Genomic DNA, 17,306 nt, shown 5'->3' on the forward strand with positions numbered 1-17,306 from the left:
ACATTTATCATCACAGACGCAATCGCTAGAGCCCAGCAGCCGCACGCTCGCGCAGCGCCTGCGCGTCGCGGGGCGATACTTCAGGATATTCCGGGTCCGAGCCAACCTCAGGCAGCACTTTCCAAGACCGCGCACAACGCGTGCCCTTGGCAAGCCCTGGCAGCACGGCGATACCGGCCACATCATCGAGGCGAAACGCTTCAGACGGGCCTTCACCGGTCTGGACTGCGATGGCGGACGTAATAGCGATCTCGGCCAGATCCTGGCCCTTGAGCGCCGTCAGATAGCGTTCATCGGCAAGAAATACCTGGGGGGCAGCCTCAAGTGAGGAGCCGATACGTTTTTCGCGACGTTCGATCTCAAGCGCACCGGTGACCACACGGCGGACGCTGCGGATAAGCTGCCACTTGGCCGCAAGATCAGTATTGAGCCAATCGCCCGGCACTTCGGGAAACAGGCGCAGATGGACCGAGGAGCCTTCTTCCGGGTGCCGTTCAAGCCAGACCTCTTCCATGGTGAACACCAGAATCGGAGCCAACCAGGCCGTCAGACAATCGAACAGGTGATGCAGCACGGTCAGCGCGGCGCGGCGCTTGATCGAAGAGATCGGGTCGCAATACAGCGCATCCTTGCGGATGTCGAAGTAGAAAGCGGAGAGTTCGATGTTCATGAAGTTGGTCAGCAGGGTGACGACCTTGCGGTAGTCATACTCCTTGTACGCCCCGCGCACCTGAGCATCGAGCTGAGCCAGACGGTGCAGGATGACCTGCTCGAGTTCGGGCATGTCCTTGGCGTCGACCGCGTCCTGGGCGTCGTAATGGGCAAGGTTGCCCAACAGCCAGCGCAGCGTGTTGCGTAGCTTGCGGTAGCTGTCGACCGTGGTCTGGATGACTTCCTTACCGAGGCGCTGATCTTCCTGATAATCGGTAGAGGCAACCCAGAGACGCAGGATGTCGGCGCCGTATTGCTTGATGATATCTTGGGGGGCAACGGTATTGCCCAGCGACTTACTCATCTTGCGGCCTTCGCCATCCATGGTGAAGCCATGGGTGAGTACGCTTTCATAGGGCGCAAAACCGTTGGTGGCGCAGCTTTCCAGCAGGCTCGAGTGGAACCAGCCGCGATGCTGATCACTACCCTCAAGATACATCGAAGCGGGGAACTTCAGATGCGGCCATTTCTGCTTGTTGCGCAGCACCCAGGCGTGGGTCGTGCCCGAGTCGAACCAGACGTCGAGGACGTCGCGGATCATCTCAAAATCGTCTGCCTTGTACGCGTCGCCAAGGAAGCGCTGGGCCGCGCCGTCCTTGTACCAGGCATCTGCGCCTTCGGCCTCGAACGCATCGGCGATCCGGTGATTGACCGCTTCGTCCTTGAGGACTTCATTGGTGCCCTTGCGCACGAAGACGCTGATTGGCACGCCCCAAGCACGCTGACGGCTGAGCACCCAATCGGGGCGGTCGGCGATCATGGCGCGCAGGCGGTTCTGGCCCGAAGCCGGGTAAAACTTCGTCGCATCGATGGCGTTGAGCGCGCGGTGGCGCAATGTATCGCCAGCCGCGCCCTGGATATCGCGATCCATATAAACGAACCACTGCGGGGTATTGCGGAAGATCACCGGCTTCTTGGAGCGCCAGGAGTGTGGATAGGAGTGCTTGACCCGGCCACGTGCGACCATGGCATTGCGCTCGGCGAGGGCCGAGATCACCCGGTTGTTGGCATCACCTTTTTTGCCGTTGTCATCGATGACGCGCGCGCCCTCAAGGCCCGGTGCGTCCTTGGTGTAAAAGCCGTCATCGCCGACCACATAGGGGATGGCGCTGTCGATGCCCTTTTCGCCCAGCAGTCGGGTCGAGTTCATCCAGATTTCAAAGTCGTCGAGACCATGACCGGGTGCGGTGTGCACAAAGCCTGTACCGGCGTCGTCAGTGACGTGTTCGCCATCGAGCAGGGGCACTTCGAAATTGTAGCCATCGCCCAAACCACGCAACGGATGGAAGCACGAGGTGATGTGAGCCGGATCGACATCCCCGATGCGGGCGAATTCTTCGACCTTGGCCTTGGCAAAGGTGTCGGCAGCCAGATTGTCGGCCAGGATATATTTCTCGCCCGTGGAGGCCCAATTGCCCTCGGGCGCCTTGGTCACTTCATAAAGGCCATAGGCGATCCTGGACGAAAACGAGATGGCCCGGTTGGCCGGGATGGTCCACGGCGTGGTGGTCCAGATGATCACCGACGCGTTCAGATCATGGAATGCACCCGAGGTGATGTCACCGCCGCCCGAACGGACCGGGAATTTTACCCAGATGGTGTCGCTCTCATAGTCGGCATATTCGATTTCGGCTTCAGCCAGAGCCGTGCGCTCGACAACTGACCACATCACAGGCTTGGAGCCGCGATAGAGTTGGCCGGAGCTGGCCACCGTCATCAATTCGCGCGCGATCTGGGCCTCGGCGTCAAAGCTCATGGTGAGATAGGGATTGTCCCACTCGCCCAGGATGCCGAGCCGCTTGAACTCTTCGCGCTGTACATCGACCCACTGCTCAGCAAAGCTGCGGCATTCCTGCCGGAATTCAACGACAGGTACGTCGTTCTTGTCCTTGCCTTTGGCGCGGTACTGCTCTTCGATCTTCCATTCGATAGGCAGGCCATGGCAATCCCAGCCCGGCACATAGGCCGAGTTGAAGCCCAGCATCTGCATCGAGCGTGAAACCAGATCTTTCAGCGTCTTGTTGAGCGCATGGCCGATATGGATATTGCCGTTGGCATAGGGAGGGCCATCATGGATGGTGAAGAGAGGGCGATCCTTGGCCTGCTCGCGCTGCAGGGCAAAGATGTCCATTTCTTCCCAACGCTTGAGCCATTCGGGCTCGCGCTGCGGCAGGCCCGCGCGCATGGGGAAGCTGGTTTCTGGCAAAAATAGGGTTGCCGAATAATCGGTTTCGGCGGCGCCTGCGACGGTATCGGTCATGGGAAACGGCAATCGTTCTGGAGATTTGGCTGCCTTTTAGCAAGGCAGGGGCCATGGGGCAAAGGCTGATTTGGGACAGCTGGCGTCGGTGGCGATCAGCCGATGAAGCCAAGTTTGCTGTCTAGCGCGCCGATGGGGCGCGCGGTGCTAATGAGCTCCCGGGCCTTGCGGCTGTCGCGATCCATGGCGGTAATCAGTTCGTCGAGCCCGGAAAAGACTTCCTGGCCACGGATATGGCCAATCAACGCGACCGAAATGGTCTGCCCGTAAATGTCCTCATCGAAGTCGAACAGATGAGTCTCAAACGGCGGGCGCTGATTGTTAAACATGGGCTTGCCGAAGGCGGCTACCCCGTCAAGCAAGCGGCCGGCAACCTTGGCGCGGACGGCATAGACGCCTTGTGCCAGCTGAAAGCTGGCATGGGTCATGGTGTTGGCCGTGGGATAGCCAAGCTCCCTGCCCCGCTGGTCACCCTTGACCACGCAGCCATCGAAAAACCAGTGATAGCCCAACAGTCGATTGGCTGCCGAGACCGCCCCTTCGGAGAGGGCTGCGCGAATACGCGAAGACGAGATGACCTCATCGCCTTCATCCATCAGGTCGAGCGTTTCAACAGCAAAGCCGTTGGCGTCGCCGGCAGCCTTGAGGAATGCGGGTGTACCGCGACGCTGACGCCCAAAGTGGAAATCGGAGCCAACAATGACGCCGGTCACTCCCAGCGCATCAATCAAAAAGCGTGAGACAAAATCCTCGGCTTCAATCTGCGAAAAGTCTCGATCGAATTTGAGGATGGTGACCGCATCAACACCAAAGGCCTCGGCCAGCCTGGCCTTGGAATCGCCTTCGGTGAGCCGGAACATGAAGGGAGCGGGTGCGAACACATCGCGGGGATGCGGCTCAAACGTCAGCACCATCGCCGGAACACCTGCGGCGTCAGCACGGTCCTTGAGCGCTGAGAGCACCATTTGATGGCCGCGATGAAAGCCATCGAAGTTGCCGATGGCAATATAGGCGCCGCGCAGCGAAGCGGGCACGGCATCGAGATTGGACAGGCGCTGAAACGTGCTCATCGCTGCTACCAGGTCAGCCGCGGCAGAAAGCCCGCCATATTCGCACGGCTGGGTGCCACCAGATCAATAATGGCCTGCGGATCAGGTTTTCCGAAGGCGTCGAGCTCGGCGGCGTGGATCGAGCCGGTGACAAACAGCAGGTCGAGCCCGAACTTGGCGGCGCCTGTGGCGTCGGTCCGCACGCTGTCGCCGATGGCCAATACGCGCGATTTATCGAGACTTTTTCCAGCAGCCTGCTCAGCCAGACGAAAGGCTTCCTCGTAGATTGGCTGATAGGGCTTGCCCGCCATGAGGACCATGCCACCCATGGCAGCATAGAGGTCGCCCAACGCACCGCCGCAATAGATGATCTTGTCTCCATGCTCGACGACGCGGTCGGGGTTCGCGCAGATCATGGGCAGCTTGCGCTGCAACCAGAACTTGGCGCGTTCACGGTACATTTCAGGAGTATCATCATCGGTATCGAGATCGGTGACGACAACGGCCTCGGCCTCGTCGGCGCCCGTGCGGCGAACATTGAGCCCTTCATAGAGCGCATCATCTTCAGTGGCCGGTCCGACGTGATGGATGGCCTTGCCGGAATATTTGCCGATCATCACGCGCGTTGCATCACCTGACGACACGATGGCGTCGTAGGCGCCGCGTGTGACGCCAAGGCGATCAAGCATCTCGATCAGCGGACCAGAGGGACGCGGCGCGTTGGTGATGAAGACCACCTTGCCGCCCGCCTTGCGGTATTCAACCAGCGCATCAACGGCACTGGGGAATGCCGAGACACCGTTATGCACAACGCCCCAGACATCGCTCAGCACGGCGTCGTAGGAGCGGGCAAGGTCAGATAGGCCGGAGATGGTGGGTAGCTGGCTGGTCATCGCTGAGATCCGGTGCGTGCGGGATGTGGGCTGTATGTGGCAGCTTGCCCCTTGGGATCAAGGGGAAACCACAATGTGACTGGGTATCACAGCTTTGGCGACAGGCCGAAATGATGGCAAATCTGCACCGCGCTAGCCCGCGGCGTGGCCATATCGACAATAGTAAGATTGCTGAACTCGCGACTGGCATAGCCCTCCACATACATCTGGCGCGTGCGGAGGATCTCGTGAGGGCGCAACTGGCGACTTCCGCGATTACTCATGGCAGTTTCGACTGGCGGTGCCAGCGTCACCACACGCAAATCAGCGTGTCTGGTAGCGCTGACGCGCAGCAATCTTTGGTAATCGTTGTGACGCAGCGGTGTTGCCAGCACCAGTACCGCGCCATCTGCGGTAGCAATGAGATGCTCTAACCGCCGCATGGAGGCCTCGATACGGGCGACCAGAGGCGCATCATCGGGGGCATCGTGATCATCACCATCAAAAAACGCTGCCCGGGGCACAATGGCGGCCAAGGCTTTTCCGGTGGTGGTCTTGCCAGCATTGATGGGGCCGTTGAGCACCACGACCAGCATGCAGATCAGCTCTCGGCGCGGCGCAGCTTGGGCGTCGCACCGCGCGGCGCTTCGACAACAAGGTCTGGCCGGACGGGACCGGGCGCGGCAATGTGAGGGCCCTGTACCAGAGTGATACCATCCTCGAGCAATTCAACGATCTGGCGTTCGCTGGCGATGCCGGTCGCCAGCAGCACGACTTCGAAACGCGCAACATAGTCGGCGATATCGGAGGCATGGAAATCGGTAAAGCTCTCGGGTGCCTCAATGAAACGGGCCGCATCGACGCGCAGCGAGCGCACATTCTGAGCGGCCATTTCGGCAACATCAACGCGCAGTGATTTGACGTTGACGATGGAGAAGCCCGCGCCCTTTTTGGCGACGGCGTCGGCAATTGCGCGCTCAGCCGTGCTCATGCCCAGCCATTCACTCTCGGCAATGGCAAAGATCAGACCTTCGGCGATGGCCCGATTGGCCTCAAGCGAAGCAAGCAATTGCTCGGAAGACGCAGAATCGCCAAGCGAAGCACGCGAAAGCGGAATGTAGAGCGTGATGGGTTGACCGCTGGAGCGGGCGCGTCGACAAATGGTGATTGCCTCAACCAGACCAACACCTTCGATGTGGCGCAGCACATCCTGACCGTTGCGGCGCGGCGCGAAGTCTGCGTAATCGGCCAGATCGCCATCTTCGAGCATCAGGCGGGGCACCAGATCATAACCCTGGGGACGACGCTGGGGCAGCGTAACAACAGGCTGGATGTGATAGACGAGCCGATTGTCGGCTAGTGCCTGACGCACCATTTCAAGCGGGATCGAGGGTTCAGGCTCGCGCGCTGGCGGTGCCGATGGTGGCGGGACGGCTGCCGCAATCATGCGCTCGCGCCCGGCGGGCTGAGGCTTGGCGGCACGATCCTCGATCTCGGCAACTGCCTCGGCAACCTGTCGGATCACCGTACCCAACACGGAAATATCGGCTTCAACGCCATCAAGGCGCTGGTCAGCATTGATATCAGCCATGGCATTGATGCGCTGGCCCAGCACTGCGCCGGCCTGAGCATCCGTTGCAAGAAGACGGGATAGGTCTTCGATGGCGCGTTCCAGCCGGTTTTCGGCGCGCTGACGCAACGTGCGTTCAAGCAGCACCACGAAGACACAGCCGACAACCACGGCAGCAAGAATCGCCTCGGCGGGCGTAAACGTCAGCCCAAAATAGGCTGTCGCGCCGACGCCGGCCGCAGCAAGGGCGATAAACGTGTAGACCAGTGCCTGCACGGGCGGACCTATGAACCCTTTGTAATCGCCGGGATTCGGCTTCCCCTCATAGCACCGCGTCGGATGCTGCAAAAGGCGAACGCCGCCTCTTCCAAGGCTAATTGCGCCTCATCAGGTGGAAAACAGCTTCCAGGCCCGCGAGAAGAAGCGCTGGAACAGTATCAACTGCGCTGCACCCCGTGCGGCAGCGGAAGCGCCCATGCAGCCCATTTCGACAGCAGGATGATCTGCAGTGAGTGAGGGCAGCAGGTGGAGATGGTGCACAACGCGCTCGTGTAAACGTTCAACGATATCGCGCGGCATGATGCCATCAACGATGGCTTCGTCCACCTCGATCACGGCGCGTGTGTTGATAATCGCCTTGGCCAGTGCCGAGCCAGCCTTATCCAGCCATTGTGTGGCAACAGGCTCGAGCGCATCCCAATCCCAATTGAAGGGGCTGCCAGTGGGCACATCCATCCCCGCCTTGGTCAGCATGTGCTGCAGAGCCATGATCGAGGCGACCAGATGGACAAATGTCAGATTGCCTTCATCGTCGCATATCAGGATCGAGCCGAGATTGGCGGCGTGGCCTTCGCCCTCCCAGAGCTCACCATTGGCGACCAGCCCACCCCCGACAAATGTACCGACCTGAAAATAGGCCAACCCACGAGGCCAGGGAGCGGCGTGTGCGATCACTTCGGACCAACAGGCTGCGTTGCCATCATTGTACCAATGCACAGGCAGATCGACATCTTTGGCAATGCGTTCGACCAGATCGATGTCACGCCACAGAGCGGCCTGCTCTTCAGGGGCCTCCACCAGGCCAATATTGCGACCAATATGAGAGGGGCTGGCCACACCAATACCGGCAAGGCGTGAGCGCTGAACATCGGTCAAGCCAGAGCGAATGGTGGCTACTTCTGCAGCGATATCGGAAAACAGGGTACTGGCATCGGGATAGGCGTAGCTGCGGCGGACGCTGGCCAGCGTCTTGCCGGACATCTCGATCACCAGCACTTCAAAATGCCGCCAACCGACTTCAATGCCAATGGCCACGGCCCCATGCGGGTTGAGAAAAAGTGGGGTTGCGGGCTGGCCGCGCCGACCGCGCAAGACTTCGCCGCGAATGACCAGGGCGCGGGATTCCAGTTCAGCCACAATGCGCGAGGTGGTTTGTGGTCCCAATCCAGACAATCGCGCGACGTCAGCATTTGACGCCCCAGGATTTAGCGCAAGCAGGGTGAGTACAGCCCGCTCATTGGTTATTCGCACGCCCGACTGAGCAACGCCGCGCGACATTGGATTGATATCAGTCGTTTCAGAATCCTTTTGCATGGAGTGACTTAAACGACTGCGACGACCCGGATCAAGCACAATGCATTTTTTCATTCAGCGAAATGCGGAACGGAAAATTTACCCTGATGAGAAACAATTGGCATAACACCGGGATAGCCGCGGCGGCGGCGACAAAACCGGAAACGAACAAGTCCAAACGCGAGGTCCGGGCCGCATGGCGATGCAGAATCGAAGCAATGGTGATGCCAGCGGCAGACTATTGCTGATTGACCGGGACAATGCACAGGCACAGCTGATCGCTGAATCGCTGGCGCAATGCCTGGATCAGGCCGCTCGAATTACAGTGGTATCAGGCGGAAAGCCCGCGGCTGAACTGCTGCGCGACGGCACCTTCGACATCGTATTGGCGGATTTATCGAGCCTGAGCGACCTCGCAGAACATAGCGATGACGCAGTGCAGCGGCTTGTGCGGCTGGCCAGCGGCGCCTTGCTTGTCGCGCTGTCGGACGGTGTTTCGGTATCATCGGCGGTTGGCGCGATGCGCGCGGGCGCCCATGATTATGTGGCCAAACCCATCAATGGCCCAACCATGGCCGCCCGCATCGGCGAATTGGCGCAACGGCATGGCAAGTGCCGGTCGCTGGGCATGGAAGCCCGCAATGCCGCCGGACTCAGCGATTTCGCCGGTTTCATCGGTGCTTCGAGCGCGATGCAGTTTGTCTATGAGCAGATCGGCCGGATCGCGACATCATCAGCCCCCGTGTTCATCACCGGCGAAAGCGGCACCGGCAAGGATGTCTGTGCTGAAGCATTGCACGCCAAGGGCCAACGCGCCGGCAAGCGCCTGGTGGCCATCAATTGCGCGGCGATCCCGCGCGATCTGATGGAAAGCGAGTTGTTCGGCGTGGCCCGGGGCGCGTTTACCGGCGCCCATGAAGATCGCAAGGGCGCTGCCGAACTGGCTGACGGTGGCACGCTGTTTCTCGACGAAATCGGGGAAATGGACCTGTCGCTGCAATCAAAATTGCTGCGCTTCCTGCAGACCGGAACGCTTAGTCGGGTCGGCGAAGCTGGTGTTCGGCATGTCGATGTGCGGGTGATCTGCGCGACCAATCGCAACCCCATGCAGCTTATTGCGGAAAAGAAGTTCCGCGAGGACCTGTTCTACCGGCTGCATGTATTGCCAATTCACCTGCCACCCCTGCGCCAGCGCCCCACAGATATCATGGTGCTGGCGCGACACTTCCTGGCGCGTTACGCAACCGAAGAGCACAAGAGCTTTGGCGATTATTCGGCCGAGGTCTCCAGTATGCTGACAGCGGCTGAATGGCCCGGCAATGTGCGCCAACTGCAAAACCTCGTACGCCGTCTGGTGGTCATGTTCGATGGCGGCGAGATCACGGCGACGATGCTGAGCGCGGCAGATATTGAATCACGTGGCGTGACACCAGCGGTTGATACCCAGCCCCGCAGCGAGCGTCGGCCACCTATCCTGCCAATGTGGCAGCAGGAACAGCGCATCATTGAAGATGCGATCGCTCGTTTCAGCGGCAATGTCTCGCTTGCTGCAGCAGCGCTGGAAATCAGTCCGTCGACCATTTATCGGAAGCGGCAAGGCTGGTCGGAACTGGCGTCAGCGAGTTAAGCCCCAAGCGCGATCACAAGAGACAAAATAAAGAGCATGCTGACCAAAGGTGTCATGACCCAGCGCTCTGACACACTGCGTGAAGCGGCATTTCCCACTATGCCCAGCAGGTAGAAGACGACTACCGCCCAAGCGGCAGCGTCGATCCAGTCCCCTATTGGCAAGAGTTGCAGCACGTGGGCCTTCTGCATCTGGATGGCCAGCAAGCCAATATAGATGAGAATGGCTGCAAGGCTACCGACGCGCAAAACGACCGGTAAACGACCATGCTGTCCACCCCAGGCAAACCGCCCCCAGGGGACTCCCATGGCAAGTGCTGCCTGAAAAACGGCCAGGCCGGCCAGCAATATTGCGCTGATGTATGCTGCAACCACGTTCATCGATATTCCTCCACGATCACACCCGTGACAGCCGATGCCAGAATGAAGGCTGGCAGGAGAGCTTCAAGGCGTGCTGGCCTCACGGGATTTGGCACGGTCGAGCCCAAGATAGTGTTCGCGCAAAATCACGGCGATGCCCGAGGCGACAATGATCAGGGCGCCAGCGATCATTGTAATGGTGGGCACCTCCGCGAACACCACCAGACCGATGATGATAGTCAGGATCAGCGAGACATATTCGAACGGGGCAATCACCGACATGTCCGCGTAGCGATAGCAGGAGGTGAGCAGCAACTGCCCTACCCCGCCGGCGAAACCTGCGCCGATAAGCAGCACCGCCTGTTCAGGCGTCGGTTTGACCCAGCCCAACGGGATGGTGAGCAACGACAATAGGCTAGCGCACATGAAGAAGTAGATGACGATCGTCTCGGTACGCTCGGTCTGGACCAGCTTTCGAACCTGCATCATGGCGAATGCAGAGAACACCGCTGCCCCCAAGGCTGCTGCTGCACCAATGGTTTCGCTGTTGCCAATCGGCGCGCCGCTGGAGAACAGCGTCAGGCGCGGCCACAAAATGATAACCACACCAACCAGGCCAACCAGTACAGCGGTCCAGCGGAAGACATGCACACGCTCTTTGAGCAGCAAAGCGCTGAACACCACGATCAGCAGTGGTGCCGCATACCCAATCGCAGTGGTCTCAGGGAGCGGTAGCCGGGTCAACGCAAAAAAGCCCATGCCCATCGAGCACACGCCAATAAAGGAGCGCAGAACGTGGCCAAGGGGATTGCTGGTGTGCAGGGCCGTGCGCAGTTTCCGCCGCCAGGCAAGATAGGCAATCACCGGAATAATGGCGAAGAAGCACCGGAAAAAAACCAGTTCACCCGCCGGTACGGTTTCGGTCGCCTTGAGCAGCGTGGCCATCACCACGAAGCAGCATACTGACAAAACCTTGAGCGCGATGCCGCGCAGGGGACTTCCCGCATTGAGCGTGCGGTTGGGCGCAACGGTCGCTTTGGGAGGGGACACGATCAACTCGTGGCTGGGATAGCGGCATGGGGTAGAGACCGGCGCAGCACATGGGTGGCGCGCCGGGTGAGAAATCAGCCTTTGGCTGCTTCGAGCTTTTCCTTGGCCATGCGCGCGGTAGCGAAAGCCTTGTGTTCGGGGCCGACAGCGCTGCCGGTCTTGACCACCTTGCCGGTGGCGTCATGAAGTTCCCAATGCCAGTTGGCGTTAGGGCCGCTGCCGCCCTTGAGGCGCAGCTTGATTTGAAGCGAGTTATCCTGGGTCATGAAAGCCTTATGGCGCAGCTTGGCGCGGCGTGGAAGGGGGTGGATGAAAAAGATGCTGCATGCCGCATGCCAACCGGCGCTATGGCAACGGCTTTAGACCTCTGACAACCTGACTTCGATCCGGTCCCCCCAAAAGGCGAGCATGTCACGAATAGGTTCCACCAAAGGGCATGGATCGGGATAGTACCAGACCTGATCCGTTCCGGTTGCCGTCAGGGTCTTGATGGTGCAGTACCAAGCCTCACCCTTATACGGGCAATGGGTGCGGGTTTCCGTTTCCTCGAGAATGCTAGGCTGGATATCCTCGCGCGGAAAATAGATTCGTAGCGGTGACCCCGGCTCATCGAGTTGCATGGCTTTGGTAGAGCTGGCGATCTCGGCGCCATCGAACAGTACGTGCGCCCGCCCCTTAATCGGCGAGATCTTGATATCCTTGTCGAGACATTGTGCTGTCATGATTGCCTGCCATCTCTGGGTTTGTTGGTTGAATAATAACAACGCACGAGGGTGATTGCGGTTCACCCGACCTTGACTCTGCAAAGGCTCAATCCTATATCCCTGCCACCTGTTAGCACTCTCCTTGTGTGAGTGCTAACAGCTCAGAAATTGCATTCGAAATGCTGCTATAGGAGCAAATCATGGGCTTCCGTCCTCTGCACGACCGCGTGGTCGTCCGCCGCCTCGACGGCGAAGAAAAGACCAAAGGCGGGATCATCATCCCCGACACTGCCAAGGAAAAGCCATCCGAGGGCGTCATCGTCTCGGTTGGCCCAGGCGCCCGCGACGACAACGGTAAAGTGACCGCACTGGACGTCAAGTCCGGCGACCGCGTGCTGTTCGGCAAGTGGAGCGGCACCGAGGTCAAGGTCGACGGTGAAGACCTGCTGATCATGAAGGAAAGCGACATCATGGGCGTGATCGAAGGCTAATCGCCTTCCACCCTCATTGTCCTCAACTCATTTCAAGGAGCGCCTCACATGGCTGCTAAAGAAGTAATCTTCTCCACTGACGCACGCGACAAAATGCTGCGCGGCGTCAACATCCTGGCCAATGCGGTCAAGGTGACACTGGGCCCCAAGGGCCGGAACGTCGTGATCGAAAAGTCGTTCGGTGCTCCACGCATCACCAAGGACGGCGTCACGGTTGCCAAGGAAATCGAACTGGAAGACAAGTTCGAGAACCTGGGCGCACAGTTGCTGCGTTCGGTTGCTTCCAAGACCAATGATATCGCCGGCGACGGCACCACCACCGCAACCGTTCTCGGTCAGGCCATTGTTGTTGAAGGCGTCAAGGCAGTTGCCGCCGGCTTCAATCCAATGGATCTCAAGCGCGGTATCGATCTGGCCGTGGACGAAGTTGTTGCTTCGCTCAAGTCCAGCGCCAAGAAGATCACATCTTCGGCTGAAGTTGCCCAGGTCGGCACCATCTCGGCAAATGGCGAAAAGGCCATTGGCGACATGATCGCTGAAGCCATGCAGAAGGTCGGCAATGAGGGTGTTATCACCGTCGAAGAAGCCAAGACCGCTGAGACCGAACTCGATGTCGTTGAAGGCATGCAGTTCGATCGGGGCTACCTGTCGCCTTACTTCGTGACCAATGCAGAGAAGATGACTGCGGTTCTGGACGATCCGCTGATCCTGCTGCACGAAAAGAAGCTCGGCAACCTGCAGGCTATCCTGCCGATCCTGGAATCGGTTGTTCAGTCGCAGCGTCCTCTGCTGATCATTGCTGAAGACATCGAAGGCGAAGCTCTTGCGACCCTGGTCGTCAACCGTCTGCGCGGCGGCCTCAAGGTAGCAGCCGTCAAGGCTCCTGGCTTCGGCGATCGCCGCAAGGCCATGCTCGAAGACATCGCCATCCTGACCGGTGGCCAGGTGATCTCGGAAGACCTCGGCATCAAGCTGGAAAACGTGACCATCGACATGCTGGGCACTGCCAAGCGCGTTGAGATCACCAAGGAAACCACCACCATCGTTGATGGCGCCGGTTCCCAGGATGACATCCAGGGCCGCGTTGGCCAGATCAAGGCGCAGATCGAAGAAACCACTTCGGACTACGACAAGGAAAAGCTGCAGGAACGTCTGGCCAAGCTGGCCGGCGGCGTTGCCGTGATCCGCGTTGGTGGTTCGACTGAAGTGGAAGTCAAGGAGCGCAAGGATCGCGTCGACGACGCTCTGAACGCTACCCGCGCTGCCGTTGAAGAAGGTATTGTTGCTGGCGGCGGTGTCGCTCTGCTGCGTGCTTCGAACGCCATCACCGTCAAGGGTGCCAATGCTGATCAGGACGCTGGTATTGCCATCGTTCGTCGCGCTCTGCAGGGCCCTGTCCGTACCATCGCCAACAATGCTGGCGCTGAAGGTTCGGTCGTTGTCGGCAAGATCCTCGAAAACACCTCGGTCAACTTCGGCTACAACGCCGCGACCGACGAGTACGGCGATCTGGTTGCGCTGGGCGTGATCGATCCAATGAAGGTGGTTCGTACTGCCCTGCAGGATGCCGCTTCGGTTGCTTCGCTGCTGATCACCACTGAAGCCCTCATCGTCGAGGCTCCCAAGGCTGACGCACCGGCCATGCCCGGCGGCGGCGGCATGGGCGGCATGGGCGGCATGGGTGGTATGGACTTCTAAGAAGTCCGACCCAGAAAGCTTTGGAGTTCGTTTCTTCCCAGTCACGGACTTCACGAGAAAGGCGCGGTGGCAACACCGCGCCTTTTTCCTTGAACCCTACCGAAACCTTTCCACGACATTAAACATGGCGGCCCAAAAGCTGTTCCAGCCTGCTTGTTAAGACCCGGTTAACTGGACCCAACACTTTGTTGAGGCGACCAGTTTTTTGGTCACAACCACAAGGAGCGGCATGTCGACAATCAGTGGCATAGGCGCACAATCAGCTTCACAGCTGACGCGCAACGCCTTCCAACCACCAAGCTTTGCCCGCTTGGACAAGAATGGCGATGACAGCCTGACGTTGAGCGAACTTGAGCTCAACGTCCCAAAGGGTGCATCGAGTGCGCAAGGCAAGAGCCGCGCGGAAGCTCTGTTCTCGGCAATGGACTCTGACAGTAACGGTAGTGTCACCAGCAGCGAGAAAGACGCGTTCGATGTCCAGATGGCCAATCGGCGGCAGACCATGGCGTTCATGGCTCAGCAAATGTCAGCGCCATCAAACGCAGATATCTTCGCCGACACCGACACAGATAGTGACGGCTCGGTGAGCCTCGCCGAGTTGGGTGCGGATGATGCTGCCACTTCGATCAGCAGTGAAGGACTGCAGAAGCTGTTCGACCTGATTGATGCAGATGGCGATGGCTCGATCACCGAGAGCGAAAGCTCGACCTTTCTCGATTCCGTCAAAGCCGCGCTAGAAGACACAGCGGGTGCGGCCGGCGAACCAACTCGCGGTGGACCACCGCCGGGTGGCCCTCCTCCAGGCGGGCCGCCGCCCGGTGGGCCACCACCGGCAACCGCAGAAGATGAAGAGACCACGGACGGCACGACGACGAGTTTGTTGGCCACTGCCCAGAATGCCTACACAGCAAGCGCACAACAGACACTGCTCGAACAGTTGACATCCATCTTCAGCACCTCAGCATGATCAGGTCGGGGGCGTACGCGCCCCCTCAACCATTTCAGCATGCCCGTTGCACATGTTAATGCCCCTGCAAGAGCTGCGTACAGCTAGCATGAGCAAAACTGAGGGGACGATTCGATGCGACCACCAAGAAGGACGGGTAGCGCGCTGGACAATGCCGAGGCAGCATTCAAGGCGGCGACGAGTAAGCCGGTCGAGACGGCGCCAAAGGCCAAGATCATTCCCGAAGGCAAGGAAATGGTGTCGCTGCGGCTGGACCGTGCTGTGCTGGAGCATTTCCAGGATGATGGCCCGGGCTGGCAGGACCGCATCAATGACGCACTGCGCGCAGCCGCCGGGCTGGACGAGGTTTAACCCCTACCCTAGCGGAAGAACAGCAGGCGCAGGGCCAGGGCGATCGAGACCACAACGACCAGTGGCCGGATCAACCGGGCGCCGAAGCGAATACCTGTGCGCGCACCAATGTAGCCACCCAGCAATTGGCCTGCCGCCATGGCCAGAGCGGCAGGCCAGACGACATCGCCCGCAGTGATGAAAATCGTCAGGGCCGCCAGATTTGAGGTGACATTGAGGATCTTGGTATTGCCTGAGGCTCTGGTAAGCCCGAGACCGAACAGCATTACGAAGCCGATGGTGAAGAACGAGCCGGTCCCCGGTCCGAAGATGCCGTCATAGAACCCGACAGCGAAGCCCAGTAGCGGGACAAACCGATGGAACGGCAGACGCGCCGCCTTGTCGACGTCGGACAGGTTGGGCGCGAAGAGGAAATACAGCGCAATACCAATCAGGGCGATCGGCACGGCGATGTTGAGCAGGCTGGTGTCGATCTGCTTGACGATCAGCGCCCCGCAGAAGCTGCCGGCATAGGTCAGCGCAATGGCGGGGATCAGCGCTGGCAGATTGATGAAGCCACGGCGCCAATAGGTGAACGCTGCCATCCCGGTGCCGAACACCGATTGCAGCTTATTAGTGGCCAGGGCGGCGACAGGTGGCAGACCTGCAGACAGCAAGGCCGGCAGCGCTATCATGCCGCCGCCGCCTGCTATGGCATCAACAAAACCGGCCAGCAGACCGACGCCAGCCAGTGCCAGCAGAACCAGAGGATCGAGCATGATGGATCAGGTCCGATCCAGTTCGCGCCGGCGCTGCATCGGGTCGTCAGGCGTTGGCACCTCGGCGACGCGCCGCTCATAGATGGGGATATTGATCATGGAGGACATGAAGCCACTCATCATCAGTTGGAAGCCCGACACCAGTGCCGTCATGGCAAGGATAACCGGGCGCATGGTCCTGCTCGGATTGAGTGGGCCGAAATCGCGCACGGCCCATTCTCCAACCCCCCAGACCAGAGCGGCAAAACCGATCATCATGAGCAACACCGCAACGAGCAGAGTACGCTCTAGGGTCAGCCCCTCAAGCAGGCGGTCGTAACTGCCTGATCGCGGTATAAAACCGTAGCGCGAGGCAAAGCGACGGCCAATCACAGCAAAGGAAATAGACTGCAGCCCCACAATGATACAGAGCGCTGCCACGAGGAATGTGTGGACATCGAAACTGACGCCGCCCAGGCGCAAAGGACCGGGCAGCAGAATGGCACCGACTAGCAGGCCCAGGCACAACAGGGCAATGCCGGGATAGAGAAACAGCCAGCGCGGTGAGAACAGCAGCAGAAAGCGCAAATGGCGCCAGCCGTCGCGGAAAGACCGCAAATGGGGAGGTCGGGAACGACCATCCTTGGCCAGGGTGGTGGGTACTTCGCGCACATCAAGGCGTGCCAGCGTCGCTTTCACCACCATTTCGGAGGCGAACTCCATGCCGGTGGTACGCAGGTTGAGGTTCAGCACTGCGGCGCGCGAAAAACCGCGCAAGCCGCAATGAAAATCGCGGATCGGGGTCCGGAACAGCAGCCGACCCAGTGCGCTCAGGACCGGATTGCCAATGTAACGATGATGCCATGGCATGGCGCCAGGCGCGACACCGCCTGCAAATCGGTTGCCCATGACCAGATCTGCCCCGTCGCGCAGTTGGGCAACGAAGGCATCAAGGCGGGAAAAGTCGTAGCTGTCGTCAGCGTCGCCCATGATGATGTAGCGGCCGCGTGCGGCGTTGATGCCTCCGGCAAGAGCGGCGCCGTAGCCGCGCTCCTCGATGGGGACAACGACAGCACCTGCCGCTTCAGCAATCTTGCGCGATCCGTCTGTGGAGCCATTGTCGGCGATCAGCACCTCACCCTTGATGCCGGATGACTGCAGAAAGCTGCTCGCCTTGGCGATGCAAATCGCCAAGGTCTCTGCCTCATTCAGGCACGGCATCAGTATGGTCAGCTCAAGTTGCTTCGCCAAGTTGCCCCCCAGGCAAGAGTGGCACAGTTGTGCCGTG

17 protein-coding genes are annotated in these 17,306 nt (G+C 59.7%); 5 read left to right on the forward strand and 12 right to left on the reverse strand.

Going from position 1 to position 17,306, the window contains the following annotated elements:
* Positions 1-25: 25 nt before the first annotated feature.
* The 6 genes from ileS to KD146_RS12040 form a co-directional block, all read right to left on the reverse strand.
* Positions 26-2,971, reverse strand: coding sequence for an isoleucine--tRNA ligase (gene ileS / locus KD146_RS12015; protein ID WP_212658897.1), 2,946 nt, complete (start codon positions 2,969-2,971; stop codon positions 26-28).
* A gap of 95 nt (positions 2,972-3,066) precedes the next feature.
* A complete protein-coding gene (locus KD146_RS12020) occupies positions 3,067-4,041 on the reverse strand; it encodes a bifunctional riboflavin kinase/FAD synthetase (RefSeq protein ID WP_212658898.1) in 975 nt (324 codons plus the stop codon).
* A gap of 5 nt (positions 4,042-4,046) precedes the next feature.
* Positions 4,047-4,913, reverse strand: coding sequence for a TIGR01459 family HAD-type hydrolase (locus KD146_RS12025; RefSeq protein WP_212658899.1), 867 nt, complete (start codon positions 4,911-4,913; stop codon positions 4,047-4,049).
* 86 nt (positions 4,914-4,999) lie between these two features.
* Positions 5,000-5,488, reverse strand: coding sequence for a shikimate kinase (locus KD146_RS12030; protein ID WP_212658900.1), 489 nt, complete (start codon positions 5,486-5,488; stop codon positions 5,000-5,002).
* A gap of 5 nt (positions 5,489-5,493) precedes the next feature.
* Complete coding sequence (locus KD146_RS12035; protein WP_212658901.1) at positions 5,494-6,738, reverse strand: EAL domain-containing protein; 1,245 nt, start codon at positions 6,736-6,738, stop codon at positions 5,494-5,496.
* 111 nt (positions 6,739-6,849) lie between these two features.
* Positions 6,850-8,055 (reverse strand): ROK family transcriptional regulator, encoded by a 1,206-nt coding sequence (locus KD146_RS12040; RefSeq protein ID WP_212658902.1) that lies wholly within the window; start codon positions 8,053-8,055, stop codon positions 6,850-6,852.
* A gap of 175 nt (positions 8,056-8,230) precedes the next feature.
* Here KD146_RS12040 and KD146_RS12045 point away from each other — a divergent pair, with 175 nt between their 5' ends.
* Positions 8,231-9,661: a sigma-54-dependent transcriptional regulator gene (locus tag KD146_RS12045; protein WP_249327661.1), complete on the forward strand. Its 1,431-nt coding sequence runs from the start codon at positions 8,231-8,233 to the stop codon at positions 9,659-9,661.
* Here the strand turns inward: KD146_RS12045 and KD146_RS12050 are convergent.
* The 4 genes from KD146_RS12050 to KD146_RS12065 form a co-directional block, all read right to left on the reverse strand.
* Positions 9,658-10,041, reverse strand: coding sequence for a hypothetical protein (locus tag KD146_RS12050; RefSeq protein ID WP_212658903.1), 384 nt, complete (start codon positions 10,039-10,041; stop codon positions 9,658-9,660). The two genes, KD146_RS12045 and KD146_RS12050, sit on opposite strands and share 4 nt — an antisense overlap.
* A 63-nt stretch (positions 10,042-10,104) precedes the next feature.
* Positions 10,105-11,070, reverse strand: coding sequence for a DMT family transporter (locus KD146_RS12055; RefSeq protein ID WP_345790795.1), 966 nt, complete (start codon positions 11,068-11,070; stop codon positions 10,105-10,107).
* A 74-nt stretch (positions 11,071-11,144) separates the two neighbouring features.
* The gene (locus KD146_RS12060; protein ID WP_212658904.1) at positions 11,145-11,336 is read right to left on the reverse strand and encodes a hypothetical protein; all 192 of its coding nucleotides are present in this window, start codon (positions 11,334-11,336) and stop codon (positions 11,145-11,147) included.
* Between the two features lie 93 nt (positions 11,337-11,429).
* Positions 11,430-11,792 carry a DUF427 domain-containing protein gene (locus KD146_RS12065; protein ID WP_212658905.1) on the reverse strand — a complete coding sequence of 121 codons (363 nt, stop codon included), beginning with the start codon at positions 11,790-11,792 and terminating at the stop codon, positions 11,430-11,432.
* A gap of 182 nt (positions 11,793-11,974) precedes the next feature.
* On the opposite strand from KD146_RS12065, the gene KD146_RS12070 reads away from it, so the two are divergent.
* The 4 genes from KD146_RS12070 to KD146_RS12085 all read left to right on the forward strand — a co-directional run bounded on the left by KD146_RS12070 (position 11,975) and on the right by KD146_RS12085 (position 15,281).
* Positions 11,975-12,265, forward strand: a complete 291-nt coding sequence (locus KD146_RS12070) for a co-chaperone GroES (protein ID WP_212658906.1) — start codon at positions 11,975-11,977, stop codon at positions 12,263-12,265.
* Between the two features lie 48 nt (positions 12,266-12,313).
* Positions 12,314-13,963: a chaperonin GroEL gene (groL, locus tag KD146_RS12075; RefSeq protein ID WP_212658907.1), complete on the forward strand. Its 1,650-nt coding sequence runs from the start codon at positions 12,314-12,316 to the stop codon at positions 13,961-13,963.
* Between the two features lie 310 nt (positions 13,964-14,273).
* Positions 14,274-14,930, forward strand: a complete 657-nt coding sequence (locus tag KD146_RS12080; protein WP_212658908.1) for an EF-hand domain-containing protein — start codon at positions 14,274-14,276, stop codon at positions 14,928-14,930.
* Positions 14,931-15,044: 114 nt separating this feature from the next.
* The gene (locus KD146_RS12085) at positions 15,045-15,281 is read left to right on the forward strand and encodes a BrnA antitoxin family protein (RefSeq protein ID WP_212658909.1); all 237 of its coding nucleotides are present in this window, start codon (positions 15,045-15,047) and stop codon (positions 15,279-15,281) included.
* A gap of 8 nt (positions 15,282-15,289) precedes the next feature.
* Here KD146_RS12085 and KD146_RS12090 read toward each other — a convergent pair whose 3' ends face one another.
* Together KD146_RS12090 and KD146_RS12095 are read right to left on the reverse strand one after the other, a co-directional pair.
* Positions 15,290-16,039 carry a TSUP family transporter gene (locus tag KD146_RS12090; protein WP_212658910.1) on the reverse strand — a complete coding sequence of 250 codons (750 nt, stop codon included), beginning with the start codon at positions 16,037-16,039 and terminating at the stop codon, positions 15,290-15,292.
* A 6-nt stretch (positions 16,040-16,045) separates the two neighbouring features.
* Positions 16,046-17,269, reverse strand: coding sequence for a glycosyltransferase family 2 protein (locus KD146_RS12095; protein WP_212658911.1), 1,224 nt, complete (start codon positions 17,267-17,269; stop codon positions 16,046-16,048).
* Between the last annotated feature and the right edge of the window lie 37 nt (positions 17,270-17,306).

This window comes from Devosia litorisediminis (genome assembly GCF_018334155.1).
Taxonomy (GTDB): Bacteria; Pseudomonadota; Alphaproteobacteria; order Rhizobiales; family Devosiaceae; genus Devosia; species Devosia litorisediminis.